The sequence below is a fragment of the Mycolicibacterium arabiense genome, assembly GCF_010731815.2.
Classification (GTDB): domain Bacteria; phylum Actinomycetota; class Actinomycetes; order Mycobacteriales; family Mycobacteriaceae; genus Mycobacterium; species Mycobacterium arabiense.
In genome coordinates, this window is record NZ_AP022593.1 from 5,188,068 (window position 1) to 5,211,119 (window position 23,052).

At 68.9% G+C, this 23,052-nt stretch carries 23 protein-coding genes; 15 read left to right on the top strand and 8 right to left on the bottom strand.

Going from position 1 to position 23,052, the window contains the following annotated elements; translation table 11 throughout:
- Positions 1 to 89 precede the first annotated feature (89 nt).
- Positions 90 to 1,826, top strand: a complete 1,737-nt coding sequence (locus G6N61_RS26720) for a DUF3556 domain-containing protein (protein WP_163923501.1) — start codon at positions 90 to 92, stop codon at positions 1,824 to 1,826.
- Between the two features lie 19 nt (positions 1,827 to 1,845).
- Here G6N61_RS26720 and G6N61_RS26725 read toward each other — a convergent pair whose 3' ends face one another.
- Positions 1,846 to 2,643: a FadR/GntR family transcriptional regulator gene (locus tag G6N61_RS26725; protein WP_163923504.1), complete on the bottom strand. Its 798-nt coding sequence runs from the start codon at positions 2,641 to 2,643 to the stop codon at positions 1,846 to 1,848.
- 199 nt (positions 2,644 to 2,842) lie between these two features.
- On the opposite strand from G6N61_RS26725, the gene G6N61_RS26730 reads away from it, so the two are divergent.
- The 3 genes from G6N61_RS26730 to G6N61_RS26740 are packed head-to-tail and all read left to right on the top strand — an operon-like array spanning position 2,843 to position 5,953.
- Positions 2,843 to 3,997: a thiolase family protein gene (locus tag G6N61_RS26730; RefSeq protein ID WP_163923507.1), complete on the top strand. Its 1,155-nt coding sequence runs from the start codon at positions 2,843 to 2,845 to the stop codon at positions 3,995 to 3,997.
- Positions 3,994 to 4,797, top strand: a complete 804-nt coding sequence (locus tag G6N61_RS26735; RefSeq protein ID WP_163923510.1) for a crotonase/enoyl-CoA hydratase family protein — start codon at positions 3,994 to 3,996, stop codon at positions 4,795 to 4,797. The genes G6N61_RS26730 and G6N61_RS26735 overlap by 4 nt, the downstream gene beginning before the upstream one ends.
- Before the next feature lie 13 nt (positions 4,798 to 4,810).
- Positions 4,811 to 5,953 carry an acyl-CoA dehydrogenase family protein gene (locus G6N61_RS26740; RefSeq protein WP_163923514.1) on the top strand — a complete coding sequence of 381 codons (1,143 nt, stop codon included), beginning with the start codon at positions 4,811 to 4,813 and terminating at the stop codon, positions 5,951 to 5,953.
- Positions 5,954 to 6,029: 76 nt separating this feature from the next.
- Here G6N61_RS26740 and G6N61_RS26745 read toward each other — a convergent pair whose 3' ends face one another.
- Together G6N61_RS26745 and G6N61_RS26750 are read right to left on the bottom strand one after the other, a co-directional pair.
- On the bottom strand, positions 6,030 to 6,755 hold the full coding sequence (locus tag G6N61_RS26745) for a fasciclin domain-containing protein (protein ID WP_163923517.1): 726 nt from the start codon (positions 6,753 to 6,755) through the stop codon (positions 6,030 to 6,032).
- Positions 6,756 to 6,890: 135 nt separating this feature from the next.
- Complete coding sequence (locus G6N61_RS26750) at positions 6,891 to 8,183, bottom strand: MFS transporter (RefSeq protein ID WP_163925128.1); 1,293 nt, start codon at positions 8,181 to 8,183, stop codon at positions 6,891 to 6,893.
- Between the two features lie 87 nt (positions 8,184 to 8,270).
- Between G6N61_RS26750 and G6N61_RS26755 the strand changes: the two genes are divergently transcribed.
- Both G6N61_RS26755 and G6N61_RS26760 read left to right on the top strand, forming a co-directional pair.
- Complete coding sequence (locus tag G6N61_RS26755) at positions 8,271 to 9,230, top strand: GlxA family transcriptional regulator (RefSeq protein ID WP_163923520.1); 960 nt, start codon at positions 8,271 to 8,273, stop codon at positions 9,228 to 9,230.
- 34 nt (positions 9,231 to 9,264) lie between these two features.
- Complete coding sequence (locus G6N61_RS26760; RefSeq protein ID WP_163923522.1) at positions 9,265 to 9,789, top strand: gamma carbonic anhydrase family protein; 525 nt, start codon at positions 9,265 to 9,267, stop codon at positions 9,787 to 9,789.
- Here G6N61_RS26760 and G6N61_RS26765 read toward each other — a convergent pair.
- Positions 9,786 to 10,817: an aldo/keto reductase gene (locus G6N61_RS26765; protein WP_163923525.1), complete on the bottom strand. Its 1,032-nt coding sequence runs from the start codon at positions 10,815 to 10,817 to the stop codon at positions 9,786 to 9,788. The two genes, G6N61_RS26760 and G6N61_RS26765, sit on opposite strands and share 4 nt — an antisense overlap.
- A gap of 90 nt (positions 10,818 to 10,907) precedes the next feature.
- Between G6N61_RS26765 and G6N61_RS26770 the strand changes: the two genes are divergently transcribed.
- Genes G6N61_RS26770 through G6N61_RS26780 form a run of 3 tightly spaced genes read left to right on the top strand, consistent with a single transcriptional unit; the run spans position 10,908 to position 13,398 of the window.
- A complete protein-coding gene (locus G6N61_RS26770; protein ID WP_163923528.1) occupies positions 10,908 to 11,561 on the top strand; it encodes a TetR/AcrR family transcriptional regulator in 654 nt (217 codons plus the stop codon).
- A complete protein-coding gene (locus tag G6N61_RS26775) occupies positions 11,558 to 12,706 on the top strand; it encodes an NAD(P)H-binding protein (RefSeq protein WP_163923531.1) in 1,149 nt (382 codons plus the stop codon). The genes G6N61_RS26770 and G6N61_RS26775 overlap by 4 nt, the downstream gene beginning before the upstream one ends.
- Entirely contained in the window at positions 12,703 to 13,398 is a 696-nt protein-coding gene (locus tag G6N61_RS26780; RefSeq protein WP_163923534.1) for a CPBP family intramembrane glutamic endopeptidase, read from the top strand. The genes G6N61_RS26775 and G6N61_RS26780 overlap by 4 nt, the downstream gene beginning before the upstream one ends.
- A 4-nt stretch (positions 13,399 to 13,402) precedes the next feature.
- Here the strand turns inward: G6N61_RS26780 and tet(V) are convergent, their stop codons facing one another.
- Positions 13,403 to 14,677, bottom strand: coding sequence for a tetracycline efflux MFS transporter Tet(V) (tet(V), locus tag G6N61_RS26785; protein WP_163923537.1), 1,275 nt, complete (start codon positions 14,675 to 14,677; stop codon positions 13,403 to 13,405).
- A 71-nt stretch (positions 14,678 to 14,748) separates the two neighbouring features.
- Positions 14,749 to 15,570, bottom strand: coding sequence for an enoyl-CoA hydratase (locus tag G6N61_RS26790; RefSeq protein ID WP_163923540.1), 822 nt, complete (start codon positions 15,568 to 15,570; stop codon positions 14,749 to 14,751).
- Positions 15,571 to 15,680: 110 nt separating this feature from the next.
- Between G6N61_RS26790 and G6N61_RS26795 the strand changes: the two genes are divergently transcribed.
- Genes G6N61_RS26795 through G6N61_RS26805 form a run of 3 tightly spaced genes read left to right on the top strand, consistent with a single transcriptional unit; the run spans position 15,681 to position 18,602 of the window.
- Positions 15,681 to 16,784, top strand: coding sequence for a CaiB/BaiF CoA transferase family protein (locus G6N61_RS26795; protein ID WP_163923543.1), 1,104 nt, complete (start codon positions 15,681 to 15,683; stop codon positions 16,782 to 16,784).
- A gap of 54 nt (positions 16,785 to 16,838) precedes the next feature.
- Positions 16,839 to 17,591, top strand: coding sequence for a 3-hydroxyacyl-CoA dehydrogenase (locus G6N61_RS26800; RefSeq protein WP_163923546.1), 753 nt, complete (start codon positions 16,839 to 16,841; stop codon positions 17,589 to 17,591).
- Positions 17,592 to 17,606: 15 nt separating this feature from the next.
- Positions 17,607 to 18,602 carry an NAD(P)H-dependent flavin oxidoreductase gene (locus G6N61_RS26805; RefSeq protein ID WP_163923549.1) on the top strand — a complete coding sequence of 332 codons (996 nt, stop codon included), beginning with the start codon at positions 17,607 to 17,609 and terminating at the stop codon, positions 18,600 to 18,602.
- 131 nt (positions 18,603 to 18,733) lie between these two features.
- Here G6N61_RS26805 and G6N61_RS31170 read toward each other — a convergent pair whose 3' ends face one another.
- Complete coding sequence (locus G6N61_RS31170; RefSeq protein WP_264076872.1) at positions 18,734 to 18,856, bottom strand: hypothetical protein; 123 nt, start codon at positions 18,854 to 18,856, stop codon at positions 18,734 to 18,736.
- 273 nt (positions 18,857 to 19,129) lie between these two features.
- The gene (locus G6N61_RS31175) at positions 19,130 to 19,252 is read right to left on the bottom strand and encodes a hypothetical protein (protein WP_264076871.1); all 123 of its coding nucleotides are present in this window, start codon (positions 19,250 to 19,252) and stop codon (positions 19,130 to 19,132) included.
- Positions 19,253 to 19,436: 184 nt separating this feature from the next.
- Between G6N61_RS31175 and G6N61_RS26810 the strand changes: the two genes are divergently transcribed.
- Genes G6N61_RS26810 through G6N61_RS26820 form a run of 3 tightly spaced genes read left to right on the top strand, consistent with a single transcriptional unit; the run spans position 19,437 to position 23,051 of the window.
- Positions 19,437 to 21,740, top strand: a complete 2,304-nt coding sequence (locus G6N61_RS26810; RefSeq protein ID WP_163923552.1) for an MMPL family transporter — start codon at positions 19,437 to 19,439, stop codon at positions 21,738 to 21,740.
- Positions 21,737 to 22,420 carry a TetR/AcrR family transcriptional regulator gene (locus tag G6N61_RS26815; RefSeq protein ID WP_163923555.1) on the top strand — a complete coding sequence of 228 codons (684 nt, stop codon included), beginning with the start codon at positions 21,737 to 21,739 and terminating at the stop codon, positions 22,418 to 22,420. The genes G6N61_RS26810 and G6N61_RS26815 overlap by 4 nt, the downstream gene beginning before the upstream one ends.
- Positions 22,413 to 23,051 (top strand): class I SAM-dependent methyltransferase, encoded by a 639-nt coding sequence (locus G6N61_RS26820; RefSeq protein WP_163923558.1) that lies wholly within the window; start codon positions 22,413 to 22,415, stop codon positions 23,049 to 23,051. Before G6N61_RS26815 ends, G6N61_RS26820 begins: the two co-directional genes overlap by 8 nt.
- Position 23,052 lies beyond the last annotated feature (1 nt).

Genomic DNA, 23,052 nt, shown 5'->3' on the forward strand with positions numbered 1-23,052 from the left:
CCCTCATCCGCCGGGAATGAGGGGCTTTCGTGTCTGCTCGCGAGGGAAAGTGGTTCTGCAAAACGAGAACACGTTCTAGTCTTGCCCGCATGGGTTTTCTCAAGCAGACCACCCCCGAGATCGACTTCGAGGAATGGAGCAAGGGCAGCCGCTCCGAGAAGATCGTGCCCATGGCCCGGCACTGGGCCGAGGTCGGCTTCGGCACCCCCGTCGCGCTGCACCTGTTCTACGTCGTCAAGATCCTGCTCTACGTCCTGTTCGCGTGGCTGGTGGTCCTGACGACCACCGGCGTCGACGGGTTCACCAACGTCGGGCAGTGGTACGACGAACCCATCGTGTTCCAGAAGGTCGTGCTGTACACGATGCTGTTCGAGGTCGTGGGGCTCGGCTGCGGGTTCGGCCCGCTGAACAACCGGTTCTCCCCGCCGATGGGCTCGATCCTCTACTGGCTGCGTCCCGGCACCATCCGGCTGCCCCCATGGCCCAACCGCATCCCGCTCACCCGCGGTGACGCCCGCACGCCGTTCGACGCGCTCGTCTACGGCGCGCTGCTGGTGGCGCTGCTCGTCGCGATCTTCTCCGACGGCTCCGGCCCGATTCCCGCGCTGGGCACCGAGGTCGGCGTCCTGCCGGTGTGGCAGACGGCGACGATCCTCGGCCTGCTCGCCGTGATCGGGCTGCGCGACAAGGTGATCTTCCTGGCCGCCCGCGGCGAGGTCTACGCGTCGCTGGCGCTGTGCTTCCTCTTCAGCGGCCCCGACATGATCATCGCGGCGAAGCTCATCTGCCTGACCATCTGGATCGGGGCGGCGACGTCCAAGCTGAACAAGCACTTCCCGTTCGTCATCTCCACGATGATGAGCAACAATCCCGTGTTCCGACCGAAGTGGATCAAGCGGGCGTTCTTCGAGCACTTCCCCGACGACCTGCGGCCGGGCAGGCCATCCCGGGTGCTCGCGCACATCAGTACCGCGATCGAGATGCTGGTGCCGCTGGTGCTGTTTTTCAGCCACGGCGGGTGGCCGACGGCGATCGCCGCATTCGTGATGCTGTGCTTCCACTTCGGCATCCTGTCGTCGATCCCGATGGGCGTGCCGCTGGAGTGGAACGTCTTCATGATGTTCAGCGTGCTGGCGCTGTTCGTCGGCCACGCGGACATCGGCCTGAGCGACCTGCAGAGCCCGTGGCCGATCGTGCTGCTCGCCGTGTCCGCCGGAATCGTGGTGCTGGGCAATCTCTTTCCGCGCAAGGTCTCGTTCCTGCCCGGCATGCGGTACTACGCAGGCAACTGGGACACCTCGCTGTGGTGCGTCAAGCCCTCGGCGTCGGCGAAGATCGAGGCGAACGTCGTCTCCATCGCGAGCATGCCCCAGGCCCAGATGGAGAAGTTCTACGGCAGCCCGGAGACGGCGCAGATGTACCTCTACATGGGATATGCGTTCCGCTCGTTCAACACCCACGGCCGCGCGATGTTCACCCTCGCCCATCGGGCGATGGCCGGCCACGACGAGGACGACTACGTGCTGACCGACGGCGAGCGCATCGTGTCCACCGCGATCGGCTGGAACTTCGGCGACGGCCACATGAGCAACGAACAGCTCGTCGCGGCGCTACAGCAGCGCTGTCACTTCGAACCCGGCGAGGTGCGCATCGTGATGCTCGACGCGCAGCCCATCCATCGGCAGCGCCAGGAGTACCGCCTCGTCGATGCGGCGACCGGTGAGTTCGAGCGGGGCGTCGTCGAGGTCGCCGACATGGTGACCCGGCAGCCGTGGGACGACACGGTGCCGGTTCAGGTCACCTGGTCGAAGTCGGTCACTGCTTGAGACGTCACAGCTCGAGACGTCACTGCATGACGTCGCGGACCTTGATGTTCTCGAATCCCTCGAGCAGCAGCTCGCGTGCTGTGTCGAGGTGCTTGCGCCAGTGCGCCTCCGCGGCGGCGCCGTCGCCGGCCCGCAGCAGCGTGAGCAGACGGCGGTAGGACCGCAGGAGCTTGTCGTACTCCGCCTTGGACACCTCGCGGTGCTCCTTGATGGCGAAGGCGGTGTGCCGCACGGTGATCTCCTGCAGCATGCCCGCGATGATGGTCAGGGTGGAGTTGCCCGACATCTCGACCATGCGGAGGTGGAAGTCGCCGGTGGCCTCGGCCAATCGGCCCGACTGCCAGCCCGCCGGGATGTGCTCCGCGAGCATCGACTCGAGTTCTTCGAGCGCCTCCGGGGTGGCGTTCTCGGCGAGCAGTCGGGCCGCCATCGGCTCGATGCCCGACCGGGCGACGAGGACGTCGGCGATGGTGGCGCCGGACAGTTCGAGCAGCAGACCCGCGGGGCGGGCGACGATCTCGGGGCCCGGCACCCGTACCCGGGCGCCGGTGCGCGATCCGCGTCGCACCTCGACCAGCCGCTCGGACTCGAGGACGCGGACCGCCTCGCGCAGCGTGGGCCTGCTGACGCCGAAGTGGGTCATCAGCTCGGCCTCGTTGGGCAGGAAGTCGCCTTCCTTGAGCTGACCGTCGACGACCATGCGGCGTAGCGTCCCTGCGACGAGTTCGGCGGTCTTGGGGGAGCGCACGGGTGCACCGCTGAGCGACGCCACCGACTCCGGCCCGATCATGGGCGCGAGTGGGGTGTTGCGGGCCAACGCGCCTCCTCGAATACGACCGTGGCCGGGTTGCCAGCAGGTCAACTCAGTAAAACATGTGAGCGACGACCGGGCAGCCAACGGCCGCCGCCAAGGTCTACCAACCAGTAGGTTGACCTAGTAAACCTACTCCTTTACCGTCGATGAGGATCATTCTGGCGCGCCCGAGCGTCGTCACCCCACGTCGAAGGAGAATTCCATGGCCGAAGCCGTCATCGTCGAGGCGGTTCGCTCGCCTGTCGGAAAGCGCAACGGCGGACTGTCCGGCGTACACCCGGGCGAACTCTCCGCGCAGGTCCTCAATGGCCTCGTCCAGCGCGCGGGCATCGACCCCGCCCTCGTCGACGACGTCATCTGGGGCTGCGTCATGCAGGCCGGCGAGCAGGCGCTCGACATCGCGCGCACCGCGGTGCTCGCAGCTGGATGGCCCGAGAGCGTGCCCGGCGTGACCGTCGACCGGCAGTGCGGATCGAGCCAGCAGTCGGTGCACTTCGCCGCCGCAGGCGTGGTCGCAGGACACTACGACGTCGTCGTCGCCGGTGGCGTCGAGTCCATGTCGCGCACCCCGATGGGCTCGTCACTGGCCAACGGCGGCCACCCGTACCCGGAGGCCTTCCGCAGCCGCTACAGCCAGACCCCGAACCAGGGCACCGGCGCCGAGATGATCGCCGAACAGTGGGGCTTCGACCGCACCGCGCTCGACCAGTTCTCCCTCAGCTCGCACGAGAAGGCCGCGGCCGCGCAGGACGCGGGTGCGTTCGACGACCAGATCGTCGGCATCAAGGTCACCGGTGAGGACGGCGAGTCCGTCGTGCTCAAGGACGAGGGCATCCGTCGCGGCGGAACCATCGAGAAGATGGCAGGAATCAAGCCGGCCTTCAAGGAGGACGGTGTCATCCACGCGGGCAACGCCTCTCAGATCTCCGACGGCTCCGCCGCACTGCTGTTCATGTCCGCCGAGAAGGCGAAGAGCCTCGGCCTCAAGCCGCTGGCCAAGGTGCACACCGCGGTGCTGGCCGGTGCCGACCCGGTGATCATGCTGACCGCGCCGATCCCGGCAACGCAGAAGGCACTCAAGCGCTCCGGACTCTCGCTCGACGAGATCGGCGTGTTCGAGGTCAACGAGGCGTTCGCGCCGGTTCCGCTGGCCTGGCTCTCCGACATCGGCGCCGACGAGAAGCGGCTCAACCCCAACGGCGGGGCCATCGCGCTGGGTCACCCGCTCGGCGGCTCCGGCGCCCGCATCATGACCACGATGCTGTACCACATGCGCGACAACGGAATTCAGTACGGCCTGCAGACCATGTGCGAAGGCGGCGGGCAGGCCAACGCCACCATCCTCGAGCTGCTGTGACGGCGGAGACCGAGACGGCTGCACCCGGCGCTCTCACCGAGCGCCGGGGCAACGTCCTGCTGATCACGCTCAACCGGCCCGAGGCGCGCAATGCGATCAACGCATCGGTGAGCATCGCCGTCGGCGACGCGCTGGACGAGGCGCAGCACGACCCCGAGGTGCGGGCCGTCGTCATCACCGGCGCCGGTCAGACCTTCTGTGCCGGTGCGGATCTCAAGGCCATCGCACGGCGGGAGAACCTGTACCACCCCGAACACGGCGAGTGGGGTTTCGCAGGCTACGTCCAGCACCTGATCGACAAGCCGACCATCGCCGCGGTCAACGGCACCGCGCTCGGCGGCGGCACCGAGCTGGCGCTCGCCAGTGACCTGGTGGTGGCCGAGGAGCGGACGACGTTCGGTCTGCCCGAGGTGAAGCGGGGTCTGATCGCCGCGGCGGGCGGAGTGTTCCGCATCGTCGACCATCTGCCCCGCAAGGTTGCGATGGAGATGATCTTCACCGGCGAGCCGATGACGTCGGCCGATGCCCTCAAGTGGGGTCTGATCAACCAGGTGGTGCCCGACGGCACCGTGGTCGACGCCGCTCTGGCGCTGGCCGAGCGGATCACCGTCAACGCACCGCTGGCGGTGTGGGCGAGCAAGCGCGTAGCCCTTGGCGTCGACGAGGGCGCCATCACCGGCGAGCAGGCGGGCTGGACCAGGACGATGCGCGAAATGGGCGCCGTCCTGCGCTCGGCGGACGCCAAGGAAGGGCCGATGGCCTTCGCCGAAAAGCGCCCACCGGTCTGGCAAGCGAAGTAGGAAGGGCACACCCATGAAGAGACTCGTCTTCGAAGAAGAGCACGAGCAATTGCGGCAGACCGCGCGTCAGTTTCTCGAGAAGGAGTGCGCGCCGTACGCCGAGAAGTGGGAGAGCGAGCGCCTCGTCGACCGCGAATCCTACGTCGCCGCAGGCAAGTACGGCCTGATCGGCTTCAACCTGCCGGAGAAGTTCGGCGGCGGTGGCGTCGAGGACTTCCGGTTCAACGCCGTGATCGTCGAGGAGTTCGCCCGCTACGGGGCGGCGACCCCGGGGCTGAGCCTGCAGAACGACATCGTCGGTCCGTACTTCGCGAACCTCGCCAACGACGAGCAGCAGGCGCGGTGGCTGCCCGGCTACATCACCGGCGAACTCATCGGTGCGGTCGCGATGACCGAGCCCGGCGCGGGCAGCGACCTGGCCGGCATCAAGACCACTGCGGTGCGCGACGGCGACGACTGGATCCTCAACGGCTCCAAGACGTTCATCTCCGCGGGCATCAACTCCGACCTGGTCGTGGTGGTGGCGCGCACCAATCCCGACGCAGGCCACAAGGGCTTCTCGCTGCTGGTCGTCGAACGCGACATGCCGGGCTTCACCCGCGGGCGCAAGCTCGACAAGATGGGGCTGCACTTCGCCGACACCGCCGAACTGCACTTCGAGAACGTGCGCGTGCCCGATGCGAACCTGCTCGGCGAGGAGGGCAAGGGCTTCTACCACCTGATGACGAACCTGCCGTCCGAGCGGCTGTCGATCGGGATCGCGGCCATCGCGGGCGCGCGTGCCACGTTCGACGACACGCTGCAGTACGTGAAGGATCGCAAGGCGTTCGGCAAGCCGATCGGCAGCTTCCAGCACAGCCGCTTCGTGATGGCCGAGCTGGACACGGAACTGGAGATCGGCGAGCAGTACATCGACCGTTGCCTGCGCGCCGCGGTCGACGGCGAGCTGACGGCCGTGCAGGCGTCCAAGGCCAAGTGGTGGTGCACCGAGCTGAACAAGCGCGTCGTCGACGCCTGCGTCCAGCTGCACGGCGGCTACGGCTACATGAACGAGTACAAGGTGGCCCGCGACTACGTCGACGTCCGCATCCAGACGATCTACGGCGGCACCACCGAGATCATGAAGGAGATCATCGGCAAGGACCTCGGCCTCTAGTACGGCCTCTGGTACGGCCCCCACGAACGAGAACGGCCCGGGACAACGTGGTCCCGGGCCGTTCTTTCGTGGTGTGTCAGCCGACGGCGGGCGCCACGCTGGAGGTCGTGGTGGCCGACGACGTCGGGGTGAGCGGCTTGCCGGTGTTGTCGAAGGACGTCTTCGGCGTCAGCGGCGCGGGCGGCGCGGCCGGATCGAGCACCGTGTCGATGATGTAGATCCGTGCGTTGGCTGCCTGGATGCCGCCGCAGATCACCTTGGCGGTGTCGTTGACCTTGATGTCGCCGTCCTTGCCGGTGACCAGCACCTCTTCACCCTGCTGGGTGGGCCGCTGGCCCGCCACGTCGCCGGGGTTCAGCAGGCCGAGGAAGACGTGGTAGTAGTCCAGCTTGCTCAGCGCGGCCGGATCGGTCCGCAGCGCCTCGAGCTGCGCCGGATCGAGCTTGGCGAAGGCGTCGTTGGTCGGGGCGAAGACGACGTAGGGGCCGTTCTCCAGCACCGGGACGATGTTCACCTCGGGGTTCAGTCCGCCCGAGATGGCCGACGAGAACGTGCTCAGCGACGGGATGCCCGCGATGACCTGGCCGACGGGCTTGGTCGCCAGGTTGGCGAGGCTGGTGCCCGCGGTGGACAGCTCGCTGCGCACCGGGTCGCAGTTGCCCTGCGGATCGGCGGGCGGCTTGACGGTGGTGGTCTCGGTGGGCGTCGGCTCGGCCTGAGCGGTGATCGCCATCGGCAGCGACACTGCGAGAGCGGCGATCGCCGCCGTCATTCCCAGGGCCTTGCTGGTTTGAGTCTTCACGTTCGGCTCCTCAGCTCGTGCGACGTGTCGGTCGTTGAATGGGGCGAAGAAACTGCATCCCCCGACGCATCGCCCCACGAATGGTATGTGGACGGTCACGCCATCCGCCAAATCGGAGTGACCTGGGCCACGAGGTCACACCGGGGTGCGCGACGCCGGTGCGCGCACGCCCAGGCACAGCAGCACGGCGACGGCACACAGTCCGGCGGCCAGATAGAAGGCGAGGTCGTAGTCGCCCTGGAGGTCCCGCAGCCAGCCCGCGCCCGCGGCGGCGACGGCGGCGCCGATCTGGTGGGAGGCGAACACCCAGCCGAAGACCACGGGGGTGCGCGCACCGAAGTAGGTGCGGCACAGGGCGATCGTCGGTGGCACGGTGGCCACCCAGTCCAGCCCGTAGAAGATGATGAAGACCCAGGTGCCCGGGTTGGCGTGCGGTGAGAGCAGGGCGGGCAGGCACAGCAGCGAGAGGCCGCGGCCCGCGTAGTAGACGACGAGCAGCAGTCGGGGGTCGACGCGGTCGGTCAGCCAGCCGGAGAACACGGTGCCCGCGACGTCGAGGATCCCGACGGTCGCCAATAGTCCCGCCGCGACGGTGGTCGGCATGCCGTGGTCGTTGGCCGCGGGGATGAAGTGGGTGCCGATCAGCCCGTTGGTGGTCATGCCGCAGATCGCGAAGCTCGACGCCAGCAGCCAGAAGGCGGGAACGCGGGCGCCGATGCGCAGACCGTCGAAGGCCGCGCGGAAGCTGCCCGTGGGAACGACGGCAGGCGGGGAGGCCTCGGTGGCGCCGTAGGCCGTGAGGCCGCGGTCGGAGGGATGGTTGCGCATGAACACCAGGACCAGGGGGACGACCGCCAGCGCCGCGGCGGCCACAATCAACGACGCCCAGCGCCAGCCGTGTCGGGTGGTCACCTCGGCGACGACCGGCAGGAACACCAGCTGTCCCGTCGCGCCTGCCGCGGTGAGCACGCCCGTCACCAGCCCGCGCCGTTCCTCGAACCACCGCGTGGCGATGGTCGCCACGAAACCCATCGAGATCGACCCCGTGCCCATGCCGACCAGCACGCCCCAGAACAGCACCAGCTGCCAGCTCGCCGTCATCGTCACCGACAGCGCCGATCCGGCCGTGATGAGCAGCAGCGCCGCGCACAGCACGGGCCGGACGCCGAAGCGGTCCATCAGCGCCGCCGCGAAGGGCGCGGTGAGCCCGAACAACGTCATGTTGACCGACATCGCCAGGCCGACGGTGCCGTGCGACCACCCGAATTCGTCGTGCAGCGGCATCATCATCACGCCGGGCACCGAGCGGAAGCCCGCCGCGCCGAGGATCGCGACGAAGCCGACCGCCGCCACCACCCACGCCCAGTGCACGCGCGGACCCGGCCGCCGCGTCTCCGCCTCGAGGTCGGCCGTCTCAGGACCAGTCATAGCCACCCGAACACTCTGATCGGTGATCGAGTCACCCGCTAGTGGCATGAATGCCAGCAGTCGTCAAGAACGTGCCAAGATGGTGGCATGCCGCATCGCGTCGTGGTCCTCCTGCTCGCGCCGGTCGTCGGTTTCGACGCCGCGATCGCGCCGATGCTGTTCGGGTCCGCCGAGGACGACGCGGGCGAAGGCCTCTACGACGTCATCACCTGTGGGCTGGACCGTCAGCCGGTGCCCGGCACGTCGGGCTTCGACGTCGTCCCGGCGGCAGGCCCGGAAGCGCTCGCGACCGCCGACACCGTGGTGATACCGGGCACGCGCTACCCCGAGGCGCGCACCCAGGGCGTGCTCCCGGACCGGCTGCGGGAGGCGCTGGCCTCGGTGCGGCCCGGGACCCGGATGGTGTCGATCTGCACGGGGGCGTTCGTGCTGGCCGCCGCAGGCCTGCTCGACGGTCGGCGCGCGACCACCCACTGGAAGTTCGCCGCCGATCTGCAACGCATGCACCCGCTCGTCGACGTCGACGAGAACGTTTTGTTCGTCGACGAGGGTGACGTGCTGACGTCCGCCGGTCTGGCCGCGGGAATCGACCTGTGCCTGCACCTGATTCGCGCCGATCACGGCGTGCAGGTGGCCAACCGCGTGGCGCGGCACTGCGTGGTGCCGCCGTGGCGCGAGGGCGGTCAGGCGCAGTTCATCGACCATCAGATCCCGGTGGCCGACGATGCGTCGACGGCTGCCATCCGACAGTGGGCGCTGCGGCACCTCGACGGCGAACTGACCGTGGAGCTGCTCGCCCGGCGCGCACACATGAGCCCACGCACGTTCAACCGGCGCTTCCGGGAGGAGACCGGCCAGGCTCCCGGCGTGTGGATCCGCCAGCGCCGCCTCGACCTGGCCCGCGAACTCCTCGAGACGCGCGACCTCGGAATCGACGAGGTGGCACGGCTGTCGGGGCTGGGGACCGCGGGCAACCTGCGCCACCATCTCCGGCGCGGCGTGGGCATGTCGCCGGCGAGGTACCGCAGGGTCTACCAGGGCGCGTGACCGGCGCCACGCCGGCGGTGCCTACGATCGCGGCATGCCAGAGCCTCTGATCCTGACCGTCAACGGCCACTCGCCCCAGCTGCACGCCGACGCGTGGGTGGCGCCGAACGCCGCCCTCGTCGGACGAATCTCGTTGGGGGCCAAGGCCAGCATCTGGTACGGCGCCACGCTGCGCGCGGAGATCGAGCCGATCGAGATCGGGGACGGCTCCAACGTCCAGGACAACGTGACCATCCACGTCGACCCCGGCTTCCCCGCGACGATCGGCGCGGACGTCAGCGTCGGCCACAACGCCGTGCTGCACGGGTGCACCATCGAGGACGGCTGCCTGATCGGCATGGGCGCAGTGGTGCTCAACGGCGCGCGCATCGGCCGCGGCTCGCTGGTCGCGGCGGGTGCGGTCGTGGCCCAGGGCGTCGAGATCCCGCCCGGCTCGCTGGTCGCGGGCGTTCCCGGCAAGGTCCGCCGCGAACTCGGTGAGGACGAGGTCACCAACAATCGCAACAACGCGCTGCTCTACACGCACCTGATCGACATGCACCGGGGCGCGGGCGGCTAGCCCGCAGGCGGCGGATTGAGCCGCGCGAAGCCCTCCTGCCGGTAATACGGGAAGTACGGGTAGGGCGCCTCGGTCCGGCTCACCGCGTGCAGCCGATCCAACTGGTCGCCGGTCAACCGCCAGCCGACCGCGCCCAGGTTCTCGGCCAGCTGCCGCTCGTCGCGTGCGCCGACGATCACCGACGCCACCGTCGGTCGGGTCAGCAGCCAGTTCAAGGCGATCTGCGGCACGGATTTGCCCGTCTCCGAAGCGATCTCGTCGAGCACGTCAACGATCGCGAACAGCCGCTCGTCGTCGATCGGCGGACCGGCGTCCGCGGTGGCGTGCAGGCGGCTGCGCTCGGGTAGCGGCGTGCCGCGACGGATCTTCCCGGTCAGCCGCCCCCAGCCCAGCGGGCTCCACGCGATCGCGCCGACGCCCTCGGCCGCGGCCAGCGGCATGAGTTCCCACTCGTAGTCCCGCCCGGCCAGCGAGTAGTAGACCTGATGCGCGACGTAGCGGGGGCGATGGGTGGCGTCGGCGAGCGCGAGGGACTTCATCAGCTGCCAGCCGGAGAAGTTCGACGCCCCGACGTAGCGGATCTTGCCCGCAGTGACGAGGACGTCGAGTGTCTGCAGCACTTCGTCGATGGGGGTGCGGGCGTCGTAGCCGTGCAGTTGGAACAGGTCGATCCGATCGGTCTGCAACCGGCGCAGCGCGTCGTCGACGGAGCGCAAGAGCCTGGTGCGCGAGGTTCCCCAGTCATCGGGTCCCATCGGCAGCCCGGCCTTGGTCGAGACGACCACCTCGTCGCGCCTGCCCCGCAGGGCAGCGCCCAGAACCTCCTCGGAGGCGCCCGCGGAGTACACGTCGGCGGTGTCGAACAGGGTGACGCCGGCCTCGAGGCACGCCTCGACGATCCGGCGGGCGGCTTCGACGTCGGTGTCACCCCAGGCGCCGAAGAAGTCGCCGACGCCGCCGAAGGTTGCGGCGCCGAAACCCAGTTCCGACACCACGAGCCCGGAGTCGCCCACTCGTCGTTGGTCCACGTTCACTCCTTATAGAGAATTGATTCCCGTTAACGGTCATGGGGTGCAACTCCGGCGCAATGGGAATCCATTCCCGTTAACGTGGAACCCGTGACGACCACGCCCGCCCGTCGGCCCGGCGGCCGCACCGCCGCCGTCCGCACGGCCGTGCTCGACGCGGTGGCCGACCTGCTGGTCGAGTCCGGCCTCGCCGGTGTCGAACTCACCGCCGTCGCCGATCGCGCCGGGGTCGGCAAGAGCACCGTCTACCGGCGGTGGGGGACCATCGGCGCCCTGGTGGCCGACCTCCTGCACGACATGGCCGAGACCTCGGTCCCGCGGGCGGACACCGGCTCGCTCCGAAGCGACCTACGCGCCAACGCCGACCTGGTCCGTCGCACGCTCTCCGACCCGCGCAGCGGCGGACTGTTCTCGTCGATCATCGCCGCAGCCACCTTCGACGCGGACACCGCCGACGCGCTGGCGATGTTCTACGGTCGCCGCATCGCGCAGTGGGCCGCCTGCGTCGACGACGGCGTCGAACGGGGTGAGGCTCCCGCGGGCACCGATGGCGCCGCGGTCATCCGCGCCGTTTCCGCCCCGCTGTACTACCAGTGGCTGATCCTGCGGACGCCGCTGACCAGGCGCGACGCCGTACGCGCCGCCGACGCGGCGCTCGCCGCCGTCGACGCCGGGGTGTTCACGGTGCGAAGCCGACCACACCACGGTTCCCCGCGAGCCGGCCCGGGTACATCGGTATCGTGAAACCCATGCGAGCGCTTGTCACGGGCGCTACCGGCTACGTCGGTTCCAGGCTCGTCACCGCACTGCTCGCCGAAGGCCACGACGTCATCGTCGGATCCCGCAATCTCGCGAAACTCGGAATGTTCGGATGGATCGACGACGTCAAGGCGGCCTACCTCGACGCCGACGACCCCGACTCCGCGACCAGCGCGTTCAAGCTCGCCGGTGACGTCGACGTCGTCTACTACCTGCTGCACGGCATCGGCCAACCCGGCTTCCGCGAGGCGGACAACCTCGCCGCGGCCAACGTCGCGAGGGCCGCGAAGGCCGCGGGCGTCAAGCGAATCGTCTACCTCGGCGGGTTCGTACCCACCGACGGCGAACTGTCCGAGCACCTCGCCAGCCGGGCCGAGGTGGCCGAAGCGCTCACCATCGAGGGTGGGCCCGAGGTGGTCTGGCTGGGCGCCGCCATCATCATCGGCGCGGGCTCGACGTCGTTCGAGATGCTGCGCTACGTGGCCGACCGCTTCCTGGTCATCCCGCTGCCGTCGTGGGCGAGCAATCCGCTGGACCCGATCTCGATCAGCGACGCGCTCTACTACCTGGTCGCCGCCGCCGATCCCGACCGCGTGCCACCGGGCTCCTACGACATTCACGGCCCGGAGACCACGACCTACGGCGAACTGCTGCTGAGCTACGCGCGGGTGGCGGGCCTGTGGCGCCCGGGCCTCCCGCTGTTCGGCATCGACACCTCACTCGTGTCCGCGGTGACCGGGCTGATCCTGCCGGTACCCGGCGGCCTGTCCGGCGACCTCGTCGAATCGCTCGACCACCCGATGAAGGCGTCGTCGAGAGGGCTGACCCACCTCGTGCCCGACCCGCCCGGCGGGCTCGTCGACACCGACGACGCAATAGCCCGGTCGCTGGAACGGCAGCGGCCACTGCCCGTGAACGAACTCAGCGACCCGCACCACCTCGCCGACACCGACCCGCGGTGGGCGGGCGGTGACACGTTCCGGATTCGCGGCCTGGCGTCGCGCGTCACGCCATCGGCGGCCAAGCCTGCGCTGTGCCTCATCGACAACGTGCCCGGCCCGGTGGCGGCCTGGGTGCGCACCGGATTGGATGTCATGATCGGACTCGTGCCCCGGGGAGCTAGCTCTTGAACCTCTTCAGCGAATTCGGCGACATCGTCGGCTCGCGGGCCGCTCCCTACCAGGAAACCGAGAAGCTGGTTCGTCGCAGACGGATCATCGTCGGCGTCGTCCTCGTCATCGGCGCAGTGCTGCTCGGCTTCTCCCTGACCCGCGAACCCGGCGATGCGTCGTTCTACGGCCTGACCCTGGCGCTGGCCGGCGTGTGGGCGGCGGGCGCGCGGCTGTCTGGGCCCGTGCACTTCGGCCACGTGGAGTTCCGGTCGAAGAACCGTCGACCGATCCTCACCGGAACGATCATCGGGCTGTCGCTCGGTGCGGCGTTCATCGTCGGTGGGTTGGTGGCACGCGAGATCCCGCCGGTGCGCGACTACATCGTGCGGGTCCTCGAGTACACCAACTACGGACCGATCTTCCTCGTCACCTTCATCACCCTGATCAACGGCCTCGCCGAGGAGATGTTCTTCCGCGGCGCGCTCTACAGCGCGCTCGGCAAGTTCCGGCCCGTGCTGATCTCGACGATCGTCTACGCGATCGCGGTGTCGGCCGCAGGCAACCCGATGCTGGGCTTCGCCGGCCTGATCCTCGGCTACGTCTGCGCCTACGAGCGCCGCATGACCGGAGGAGTGCTCGCACCGATGCTCACCCACTTCTTCTGGGGGCTGGTCATGGTGCTCGCACTACCTCCGATCTTCGGCGTATAGACCCTCACCGCAGCGGGTTGGCGATCTCGTCGCGCGGCATCCGTGCGGCCGTGACCGCCACCGCCGCGAGCATCACCGGGACGATGCCCGCGGCGGCGAAGATCGTCTCCATCGAGACCACCTTCGACAGCGGGCCGACGATCGCGAACGACACCGGCATGAACGCCAGCGACACGAAGAAGTCCAGGCTCGACACCCGGCCCAGCATCGACCGGGGCACGCGCCGCTGCAGCAGCGTTCCCCAGATCACCATCCCCGCACCGTCGGTGACCCCGACGACGAACGTGGCCGCCGCCATCAACGGGAACGACGACGTCACGCCCACCACGATCAGCGGTAGGGAGCCCAGGCCCCACATCGTCATCATCACCGAGAGGTAGCGCCGCGGCAGTCGCACCGACGACACCGCCAGCGCGCCGATCGCACTGCCCACGCCGAAGAACGCCAGGATGAACCCGTAGGCGCGGGCGCCGTCGGCGAACCGGTCCGCGGCGATGAACGGCAGCAGCACCTCGATCGGGCCGAGCACCACCAGCACGAACATGCTCGCGAACAGCAGCGTCCACAGCAGCCATGGGGTACGCACCATGAACGCGAAACCCTCACGCAGATCACGCATCACGTGCGGACGCTCCGCCTCCGGCGACGGGTCGTCACGCACCGGTCGTGTGGTGACCAGCAGGACCAGGCCCAGCGCGAACAGCCCGGCGACCACGTACGCGCCCACGGCCGGGAACGTCGCGCCGACCAGCACGCCCGCCACCGCGGGCCCCACCGCGCGCTGGAACACCGGCCGCACGACGCCCTCGACGCCGTTGGCCGCCAGCAACTGCTCAGCGGGCAGGATCCGGGGCAGCAGTGCGCTGTAGGCGGGGAAGAAGAACGCCGCGGCGATGCCCAGCACGCCCGCTGCCACCGCCATGTGCCAAATGCGCAGTGCGCCAACCGTTCCGAGCACGGCGATGAAGACTACCGCGACGACGTTGACGCACTCGACGACGATGATGATCGCGCGCTGGTCGACGCGGTCGGCGACGATGCCGCCGACGAGCACGAAGGCCACCAGTCCCGCCCCGAGGCAGGTCGCCACCAGTGACAGCGACGTGGGATCGTCGTCGAGTTCGATCACCTGCAGTGCCATCACCACGGCCCACATGCCCTCGGCGAAGATCGACAGGGACACCGCCGCGATCAGCAGGCGGAACTCGCGGATCCGAAACGGTGCGAGCACGCGCCAACCGCCGGGGGACACCGGCTCGGTCTCGACGTGCGTACTCATGCAGACGATGGTCGTCTACGAGCAGCCCTGCCGTCGAATGGTTTTCGCCGGGGCCGGCATGGGGTGCGACGCTAGTGATCGCCGAAGTTCGGAGCCCGACGCTCCTGGAACGCCCTGGTGCCCTCGCGGAAGTCGTGGCGATCGAGCAGGTCCAGCTGACCCTCGGTCTCGCGCCCGAAGGCGCCGTCGAGTTCGGTCAGCGTCGCTTCGTTGATGGCCTGCTTGGTCTTTCGCAGTGCCACGGCAGGGCCGGACTTCAGCGTCGTGAGCACCGTATCGACCTGCCCGTCGAGTTCGTCTGCGGGGTAGACCCCGCTGACCAGGCCTGCGGCCAGCGCGTCGGCCGCCGTCAGTCGCTCGGCCAGCAGCGCCATCCGCATCGCCCGCGTACGGCCGATGGAGGCGGCCACCAGCGCCGAGGCGCCACCGTCGGGCATCAGCCCAATCTTGGTAAAGGCCAACAGGAAGTAGGCCTTCTCCGAGGCGAGGATCACGTCTGCGGCGATGGCCAGCGAGACGCCGACGCCTGCGGCGGGCCCGTGTACGACCGATACCACCGGTTTCGGCAGGCCGACGATGGCCGCGATGGCCCGGTTGGCTGCGGCCAGCACGTCGGCGGGCGTGCCGCTCGCGCCCGGGTTGGCGTGGTCCTCTGCGCTGATGCCGGCCCCGCTGCTGAACCCGCGGCCCGCGCCGCCGAGGCGGACCACCTTGACCTCCGGGTCGGTCGCCGCGCGGTCCAGCGAGTCGCCGATGGTGTGCAACATCGCGGCGGTCAGGGAGTTCAGGCTGTCGGGGCGATTGAGCGTCAGTGCGAGCACGCCGTCGTCGAGCGACACCGTGAGCTCGTCGATTGCGGCATAGGGCGTCGGATCGGATGCAGTGGTGGTCATGTGCCTCGCCTCGCGTCGGGGCGAGCTCGGAAGGCCCGCAGCGGATCGACTTGGTTATACAAGTAAGCTTTGTCGGCGGTCAACCTAGGTCTATTGGTGGAGGCATTGCGATGGCGGGACCACTGCAGGGATTGCGAGTCGTTGAACTGGCCGGCATCGGCCCCGGACCCCACGCGGCGATGATCCTCGGTGATCTCGGCGCGGACGTCGTCCGGATCGAGCGACCGAAGAAGGGCGCGGGCGTCCAAATGCCCAGCCGCGATTCGATGTTGCGCAACAGGCGGTCGGTGGCGGCCGACCTCAAGAGCGACGAGGGCCGGGAGCTGGTGCTCAAGCTGATCGCCAAGGCCGACGTGCTGATCGAGGGCTACCGCCCCGGCGTCACCGAGCGCCTGGGACTCGGTCCGCAGGACTGCGCGAAGGTCAACGAACGGCTGATCTACGGCCGGATGACCGGCTGGGGACAGGACGGGCCGCGCGCGCTGCAGGCTGGCCACGACATCAACTACATCTCCCTCAACGGTCTGCTGCACGCCGTCGGCCGCAAGGACGAGCGGCCGGTCCCGCCGTTGAACCTCGCCGGTGACTTCGGTGGCGGCTCGATGTTCCTGCTCGTCGGCATCCTCGCCGCGCTGTGGGAGCGACAGACCTCCGGCAAAGGCCAGGTCGTCGACGCCGCGATGGTCGACGGGTCCAGCGTGCTGATGCAGATGATGTGGAGCTTCCGCGCCACGGGCATGTGGAGTGACGTCCGCGGCACCAACATGCTCGACACCGGTGCGCCGTACTACGACACCTACGAGACGGCCGACGGGCGCTACGTCGCGGTCGGCGCCATCGAGCCGCAGTTCTACGCGCTGCTCCTGCACGGGCTGGGACTCGACACCGCGGACCTGCCGGACCAGAACGACATGGCCCGCTGGCCCGAACTGCGCGAGGCCTTCACCAAGGCGTTCGCCGAGCACGACCGCGACCACTGGGCCGGGGTGTTCAACGGCACCGACGCGTGCGTGACGCCGGTGCTGAGCTTCGCCGAGGTCGAGACCGAAGCCCACATCACCGACCGCGGCACGTTCTACCGGGACGTCTCCGACGCCGGGGAGCACCTGCAGCCCATGCCGGCCCCGCGGTTCTCCCGGAGCGCACCCGAACAGCCGCGGCCACCCGTCGTGCCGGGTGCCGACACCGAAACCGTCCTCAACGAGTGGGTATAGTCCCAACCAACCAGTAGGTCGGCCCTGGGTCGACATCACGAAAGGAATGCATCTGTGCTGATCAAGGACGCCGTTGCCGTCGTCACCGGTGGCGCATCCGGCCTGGGCCTCGCCACGACCAAGCGGCTGCTCGACGCCGGCGCCAGCGTGGTCGTCATCGACCTGCGTGAAGGCGACGAGCTGGCGAAGCTGGGGGACCGGGTGCGGTTCGCCTCCGCCGACGTGACCGACGAGGCCGCCGTCACCCAGGCCCTCGACCTCGCCGAGTCGCTCGGCCCTCTGCGCATCAACGTCAACTGTGCGGGCATCGGCAGCGCGATGAAGACGCTGAGCAAGAACGGTCCGTTCCCGCTCGACGTGTTCAGCAAGACCATCCAGGTGAACCTGATCGGCACCTTCAACGTGCTGCGGCTGTCAGCCGAGCGCATCGCCAAGACCGAGCCGGTCGGCGAGGAGCGCGGCGTCATCATCAACACCGCATCGGTCGCGGCGTTCGAGGGTCAGATCGGCCAGGCTGCGTACTCGGCGTCCAAGGGCGGCGTCGTCGGCATGACCCTGCCGATCGCGCGCGACCTCTCGCGTGAGCTGATCCGCGTCTGCACGATCGCCCCCGGCCTGTTCAAGACGCCGCTGCTGGGGTCATTGCCCGAAGAGGCGCAGCGCTCGCTCGGTCAGCAGGTGCCGCACCCCGCCCGCCTCGGCGATCCCGACGAGTACGGCGCGCTGGCCGTGCACATCGTGGAGAACCCGATGCTCAACGGCGAGGTCATTCGCCTCGACGGCGCGATCCGCATGGCTCCGCGGTAGTCGGGGGTCGAACAGATGGCCATCAAGACGAAGTTCACCGAGGTCTTCGGGGTCGAGCACCCCATCGCCCAGGGTGGCATGCAGTGGGTCGGGCGCGCGGAGCTGGTGGCAGCCGTCGCCAACGCCGGCGGCCTGGGCTTCATCACCGCGCTGACCCAGCCCACCCCTGCCGATCTGGCCCGCGAGATCGCCAAGACCCGTGAGCTGACCGACAAGCCGTTCGGCGTGAACCTCACGATCCTGCCGTCGATCAACCCACCGCCCTATGACGAGTACCGCCAGGTGATCGTCGACGAGGGCGTGAAGATCGTCGAGACGGCGGGCTCCAACCCGGCGCCGCACCTGCCGATGTTCCACGACAACGGCATCAAGGTGCTGCACAAGTGCACGTCGGTGCGCCACGGCGTGAAGGCACAGAGCCTCGGCGTCGACGGCATCAGCATCGACGGCTTCGAGTGCGCCGGCCACCCCGGCGAGGACGACGTACCCGGCCTGGTCCTGATTCCCGCCGCTGCCAAGCAGATCGAGATCCCGATGATCGCCTCGGGCGGCTTCGGTGACGCGCGTGGCCTTGTCGCCGCGCTGGCCCTGGGTGCCGACGGCATCAACATGGGCACGCGGTTCATGTGCACGCAGGAGTCGTGCATCCATCCCAACGTCAAGGATGCGATCGTCGCCGGCGACGAACGCGGCACCGAGCTGATCTTCCGGACGCTGCGCAACACCGCGCGGGTGGCGAGCAACACCGTCTCGCGCGAGGTCGTCGAGATCCTCAATCGCGGCGGTGAGTTCTCCGACGTCAAGGACTTGGTCGCCGGCGTACGTGGCCGTCGGGTGTTCGACGACGGCGACCTCGACGCGGGCATCTGGACCGTCGGGACCGTCATGGGTCTGATCGACGACATCCCGTCGTGCGACGAGCTGATCTCGCGCATCGTGCGGGAGGCCGAGGACATCATCACCGGGCGGCTCGGCAGCATGGTGTCGGCGGCGGCGGCAGTCAGCGCCTAGCCCGGATCAGCACCGGACTTCGAGACGGAGAAAGCCGCCGACCATGGGTCGGCGGCTTTCTTCACGTTCAACTCGATCGGGCGTCGAGGATCCCGGCGCACAGGTGTCGGACCTGGGTGCCGACTACTGGATCAGACTGCGGCGGCGAGATCCGGGAACTGCTCCGCGGTGTCACCCTCGAAGAGGATGTCGCCGTGGTAGAGCGCTTCGAAATCAACCTTGATGACGTTGTCACTGCTGTCGTCGATCCACATGTACTGAACAGTAACCACGGGGATTGAGAGAACTCTGAGCCCATCTTCTGAAATTGGTGGCAGTTCTTACCGCTGAGTAGGTTGGCGCTCCGGCAAAGCGCCCGGGACCCCGGGAACACCCTGAAACGCGAGGAGCCGCCGACGTCACACGTCGGCGGCTCGCGTCGTTCTCCAAACGGCACTCGTGGCGCCTCAGGGCACCCGATCGTCGTCGCGCAACGCACACTCGCGCTGCAACGGAACGGTCAGACCGAGCGGGCAGGCCCGCTTCGGTCAGACGGCGGCAGCGAGGTCGGGGAACTGCTCGGAGGTGTCACCCTCGACCAGGACGTCCCCGTGATAGAGGGCCTCGAAGTCGACCTTGATGACATCGGCACTGGTGTCGTCGATCCACATGTACTGGACAGTAACCATCACCATTAAGAGGACTTTGAGTCACGATTCTGAAAACCATGGCAATTCTTACCCGCGGGTAGGTTCGACCGGCGGGCAAAGGTGCGACAGCGCGGGACGAAGCCATTGACCGCCCTTGGTTACCGCTGTTAAGTTAACGCGGATTTCTCAGGGGGAAGGGACCACCGTGCTGCGCCGAATCGCCCTACTTGCCATCCGTGCGCCCAGACGGGTGCTGGCCGCCGCCGCGGTCGCGATGGTGGCCGCGGCGGTGTTCGGCATCCCCGTCGCCAAGAGCCTGTCCGCAGGGGGCTTCGCCGACCCCGCCTCGGAGTCATCTCAGGCGACGCAGCTGCTCACCGACAAGTTCGACCAGGGTGACATGCAGATGCTCGTCGCCATCACCGCACCCGACGGCGTCGACAGCCCGGCGGCCAAGGCGGCGGCCGCCGACATCGTCGGAGCGATCGAGCAGTCGCCACACACGTCCACCGTCACGTCGGCCTGGACCGCGCCGCCCGAGGTCGCCGCCGGGCTGACGAGCCGCGACGGCAAGTCGGGTCTCATCGTCGCCGGCATGACCGGTGGCGAGAACATGGCCCAGAAGTACGCCAAGGCACTCGCCGACGAGGTCGTCCACGACCGGGACGGCGTCACCGTGCGCGCTGGTGGTGTCGCGATGGTCTACGCGCAGATCAGCGCGCAATCCGAGCGCGATCTGCTGCTGATGGAGGCGATCGCGATCCCGCTCAGCTTCCTGGTGCTGGTCTGGGTGTTCGGCGGACTGATCGCCGCCGCGCTACCCATGATGATCGGCGCGTTCGCGATCGTCGGCACCATGTCGGTGCTGCGGTTGATCACATTCGGCACCGACGTGTCCATCTTCGCGCTCAACCTCTCGACGGCCATGGGCCTGGCGCTCGCGATCGACTACACGCTGCTGATCATCAGTCGCTACCGCGACGAACTCGCCGACGGCGTGCCGCGCGAACGGGCGCTGATCCGCACCATGTCGACCGCGGGACGCACGGTGCTGTTCTCCGCCGTGACCGTCGCCCTGTCGATGGCGGCGATGCTGCTGTTCCCGATGTACTTCCTCAAGTCGTTCGCCTACGCGGGCGTCGCCACGGTGGCGTTCGCGGCGTTCGCGGCGGTGGTCATCACCCCCGCCGCCATCTGGATACTCGGCGAGCGGCTGGATTCGCTGGACGTGCGAAAGCCGTTGCGGCGCCTATTCGGTCGCGGAGAACCGGCGCCGAAGCCCGTGGAGCGGCTGTTCTGGTACCGGTCGACCAAGATGGTCACGCGGCGTGCCCTGCCGATCGGTCTGGCCGTGGTGGTGTTGCTGCTCGCCCTCGGCGCGCCGTTCCTGTCGGTGAAGTGGGGGTTCCCCGACGATCGCGTGCTGCCGAAGTCGGCGTCCGCGCACGTGGTCGGCGACGAGCTGCGCAACGACTACGCCGAGGACTCGGCCACCGCGGTCTCCGTGGTCATCCCCAACGCGGACGGATTGACGCCCAACGTCATCGAGCGCTACGCCGCGGACCTGTCGCGCGTCGCGGACGTGGCGGCGGTCTCGGCGCCGACCGGCACGTTCGTGGGAGGGAACCGGGTCGGCCCGCCGAGTGCTGCGACCGGCGTCGCCGAGGGCAGCGCATTCCTCACGATCAGCAGCAAGGCACCGCTGTTCTCCGACGGCTCCGACGCTCAACTCGACGCGTTGCACGCGGTCGCGGGCCCGGACGGGCGGGCCGTGCAGTTCGCCGGCGTGGCCCAGATCAACAGGGACAGCGTCGATGCCATCACCGAGCGCCTGCCGCTGGTGCTCGGTCTGATCGCGGTCATCACCTTCGGGCTGCTGTTCCTCCTGACCGGCAGCGTGGTGCTGCCGTTGAAGGCGATCGTGCTCAACGTCCTGTCACTGGCGGCGGCGTTCGGTGCGCTGGTGTGGATCTTCCAGGAGGGACATCTGAGCGCATTCGGCACGACGCCCACGGGAACCCTGGTGGCGAACATGCCGGTGCTGCTGTTCTGCATCGCGTTCGGGCTGTCGATGGACTACGAAGTGTTCCTCGTCGCGCGGATCCGGGAGTACTGGCTGAAGATGCGCGCCGACGGGCCCGCGACGCTGACGCGCGCCGAGGCCCGCGCGGTCAACGACGAAGCCGTCGCGATGGGTCTGGCCCGGACCGGCCGCGTCATCACCGCAGCCGCACTCGTCATGTCGATTTCGTTCGCCGCGCTCATCGCCGCGCAGGTGTCGTTCATGCGGATGTTCGGCGTCGGCCTGACCCTCGCCATCCTCGTCGACGCGACGCTGGTGCGCATGCTGCTGGTGCCGTCGTTCATGCACCTCATGGGTGGCTGGAACTGGTGGGCGCCGAAGCCGCTGACCCGGCTACACCAGCGCATCGGGATCAGCGAATCCGGACCCGAGGTCGTCGCGGGGCGCCATCGGCTGGTCGATGCCACCGAAGGTCGCGGGACGTGACCGTCGAACACCTCAGGCGACGGCGCGCGCCACGCGGGTCGGGAGACCAACTGCGCGAGGAGATCCTCGACGCGACCACCGACCTCCTGCTGGAGACCGGGCACGCCAAGGCCGTCTCGATCCGCGCGGTCGCCCACCGGGTGGGCGTCACGCCGCCGTCGATCTACCTGCACTTCGCCGACAAGGACGCCCTGCTCGATGCCGTGTGCGCGCGGTACTTCGAACGACTCGACGTGGTGATGCAGCAGCTCGCCGCCGACCAGCCGACCACCATCGAGCGTCTCCGCGCACAGGGCATGGCCTATGTGCGCTTCGCGCTGGACAATCCGGAGCTGTACCGCATCGCCACGATGGGCGATCCGATGCCGGGCAGCGACGTCGACGCGACGCTGAACAGCTCGGCCTTCGTGCACCTGCGGGATACGGTGCAGGCCCTCGTCGACGAAGGCATCTACCCGCCAGGGGACGCCACGGTCATGGGGCTCGAGCTGCTGACGGTCGCCCACGGGGTGGCCGCGCTGCTGATCGCGCGCCCGCACATGCCGTTCGGCGACGCCGAGGAGTTCGCCGACCGGGTGCTGCGCTCGGCGTGCTTCGGGCGGATCCTGTTGGGGACGGTCGGCACCGACACCGAGCCGCAACAGGCCGTCGAATTCCTGAAGGGGCTGGCCGATGACTGATCCGGACACCGTTGACAACCCGTTCTTCGCCAAGATGTGGGCGCGCATGTCCACGCGCGAACCCGAGTCGATCGTGCGGCTGCGCCGGGAGAACCTCCTCGGCCTGACCGGGCGCGTCCTGGAGGTCGGTGCCGGGACGGGCACCAACTTCGCGTTCTATCCGACGACGGTCACCGAGGTGGTCGCCGTCGAACCCGAGGTGCGGCTCGCCGCCCTGGCCCGCGAGGCCGCGGCCACGGCGCCGGTGCCCGTCACCGTCTCCACCGAGACGGTCGAACGGTATGCGGGCGCCGAGCCGTTCGACGCCGTGGTGTGCTCGCTGGTCCTGTGCTCGGTGGCCGACCCCGATGCGGTTCTGCGGCAATTGTTCTCGATGCTGCGGCCGGGAGGCGAGCTGCGCTACCTCGAGCACGTCGCGGGCACGGGCATGCGAGCGCGGTTGCAGCGCGTGGCCGACGCGACGGTGTGGCCCCGCCTGCTCGGCAACTGCCACACCCACCGGCACACCGAACGGTCGATCGTGACCGCAGGGTTCGAGGTGGCCGACGCCCGCCGCGAGTGGGTGCTGCCGTCGTGGGTGCCCGCGCCGGTATCGGAGGCGGCCATCGGCCGCGCGGTCAGGCCGGCGTGAG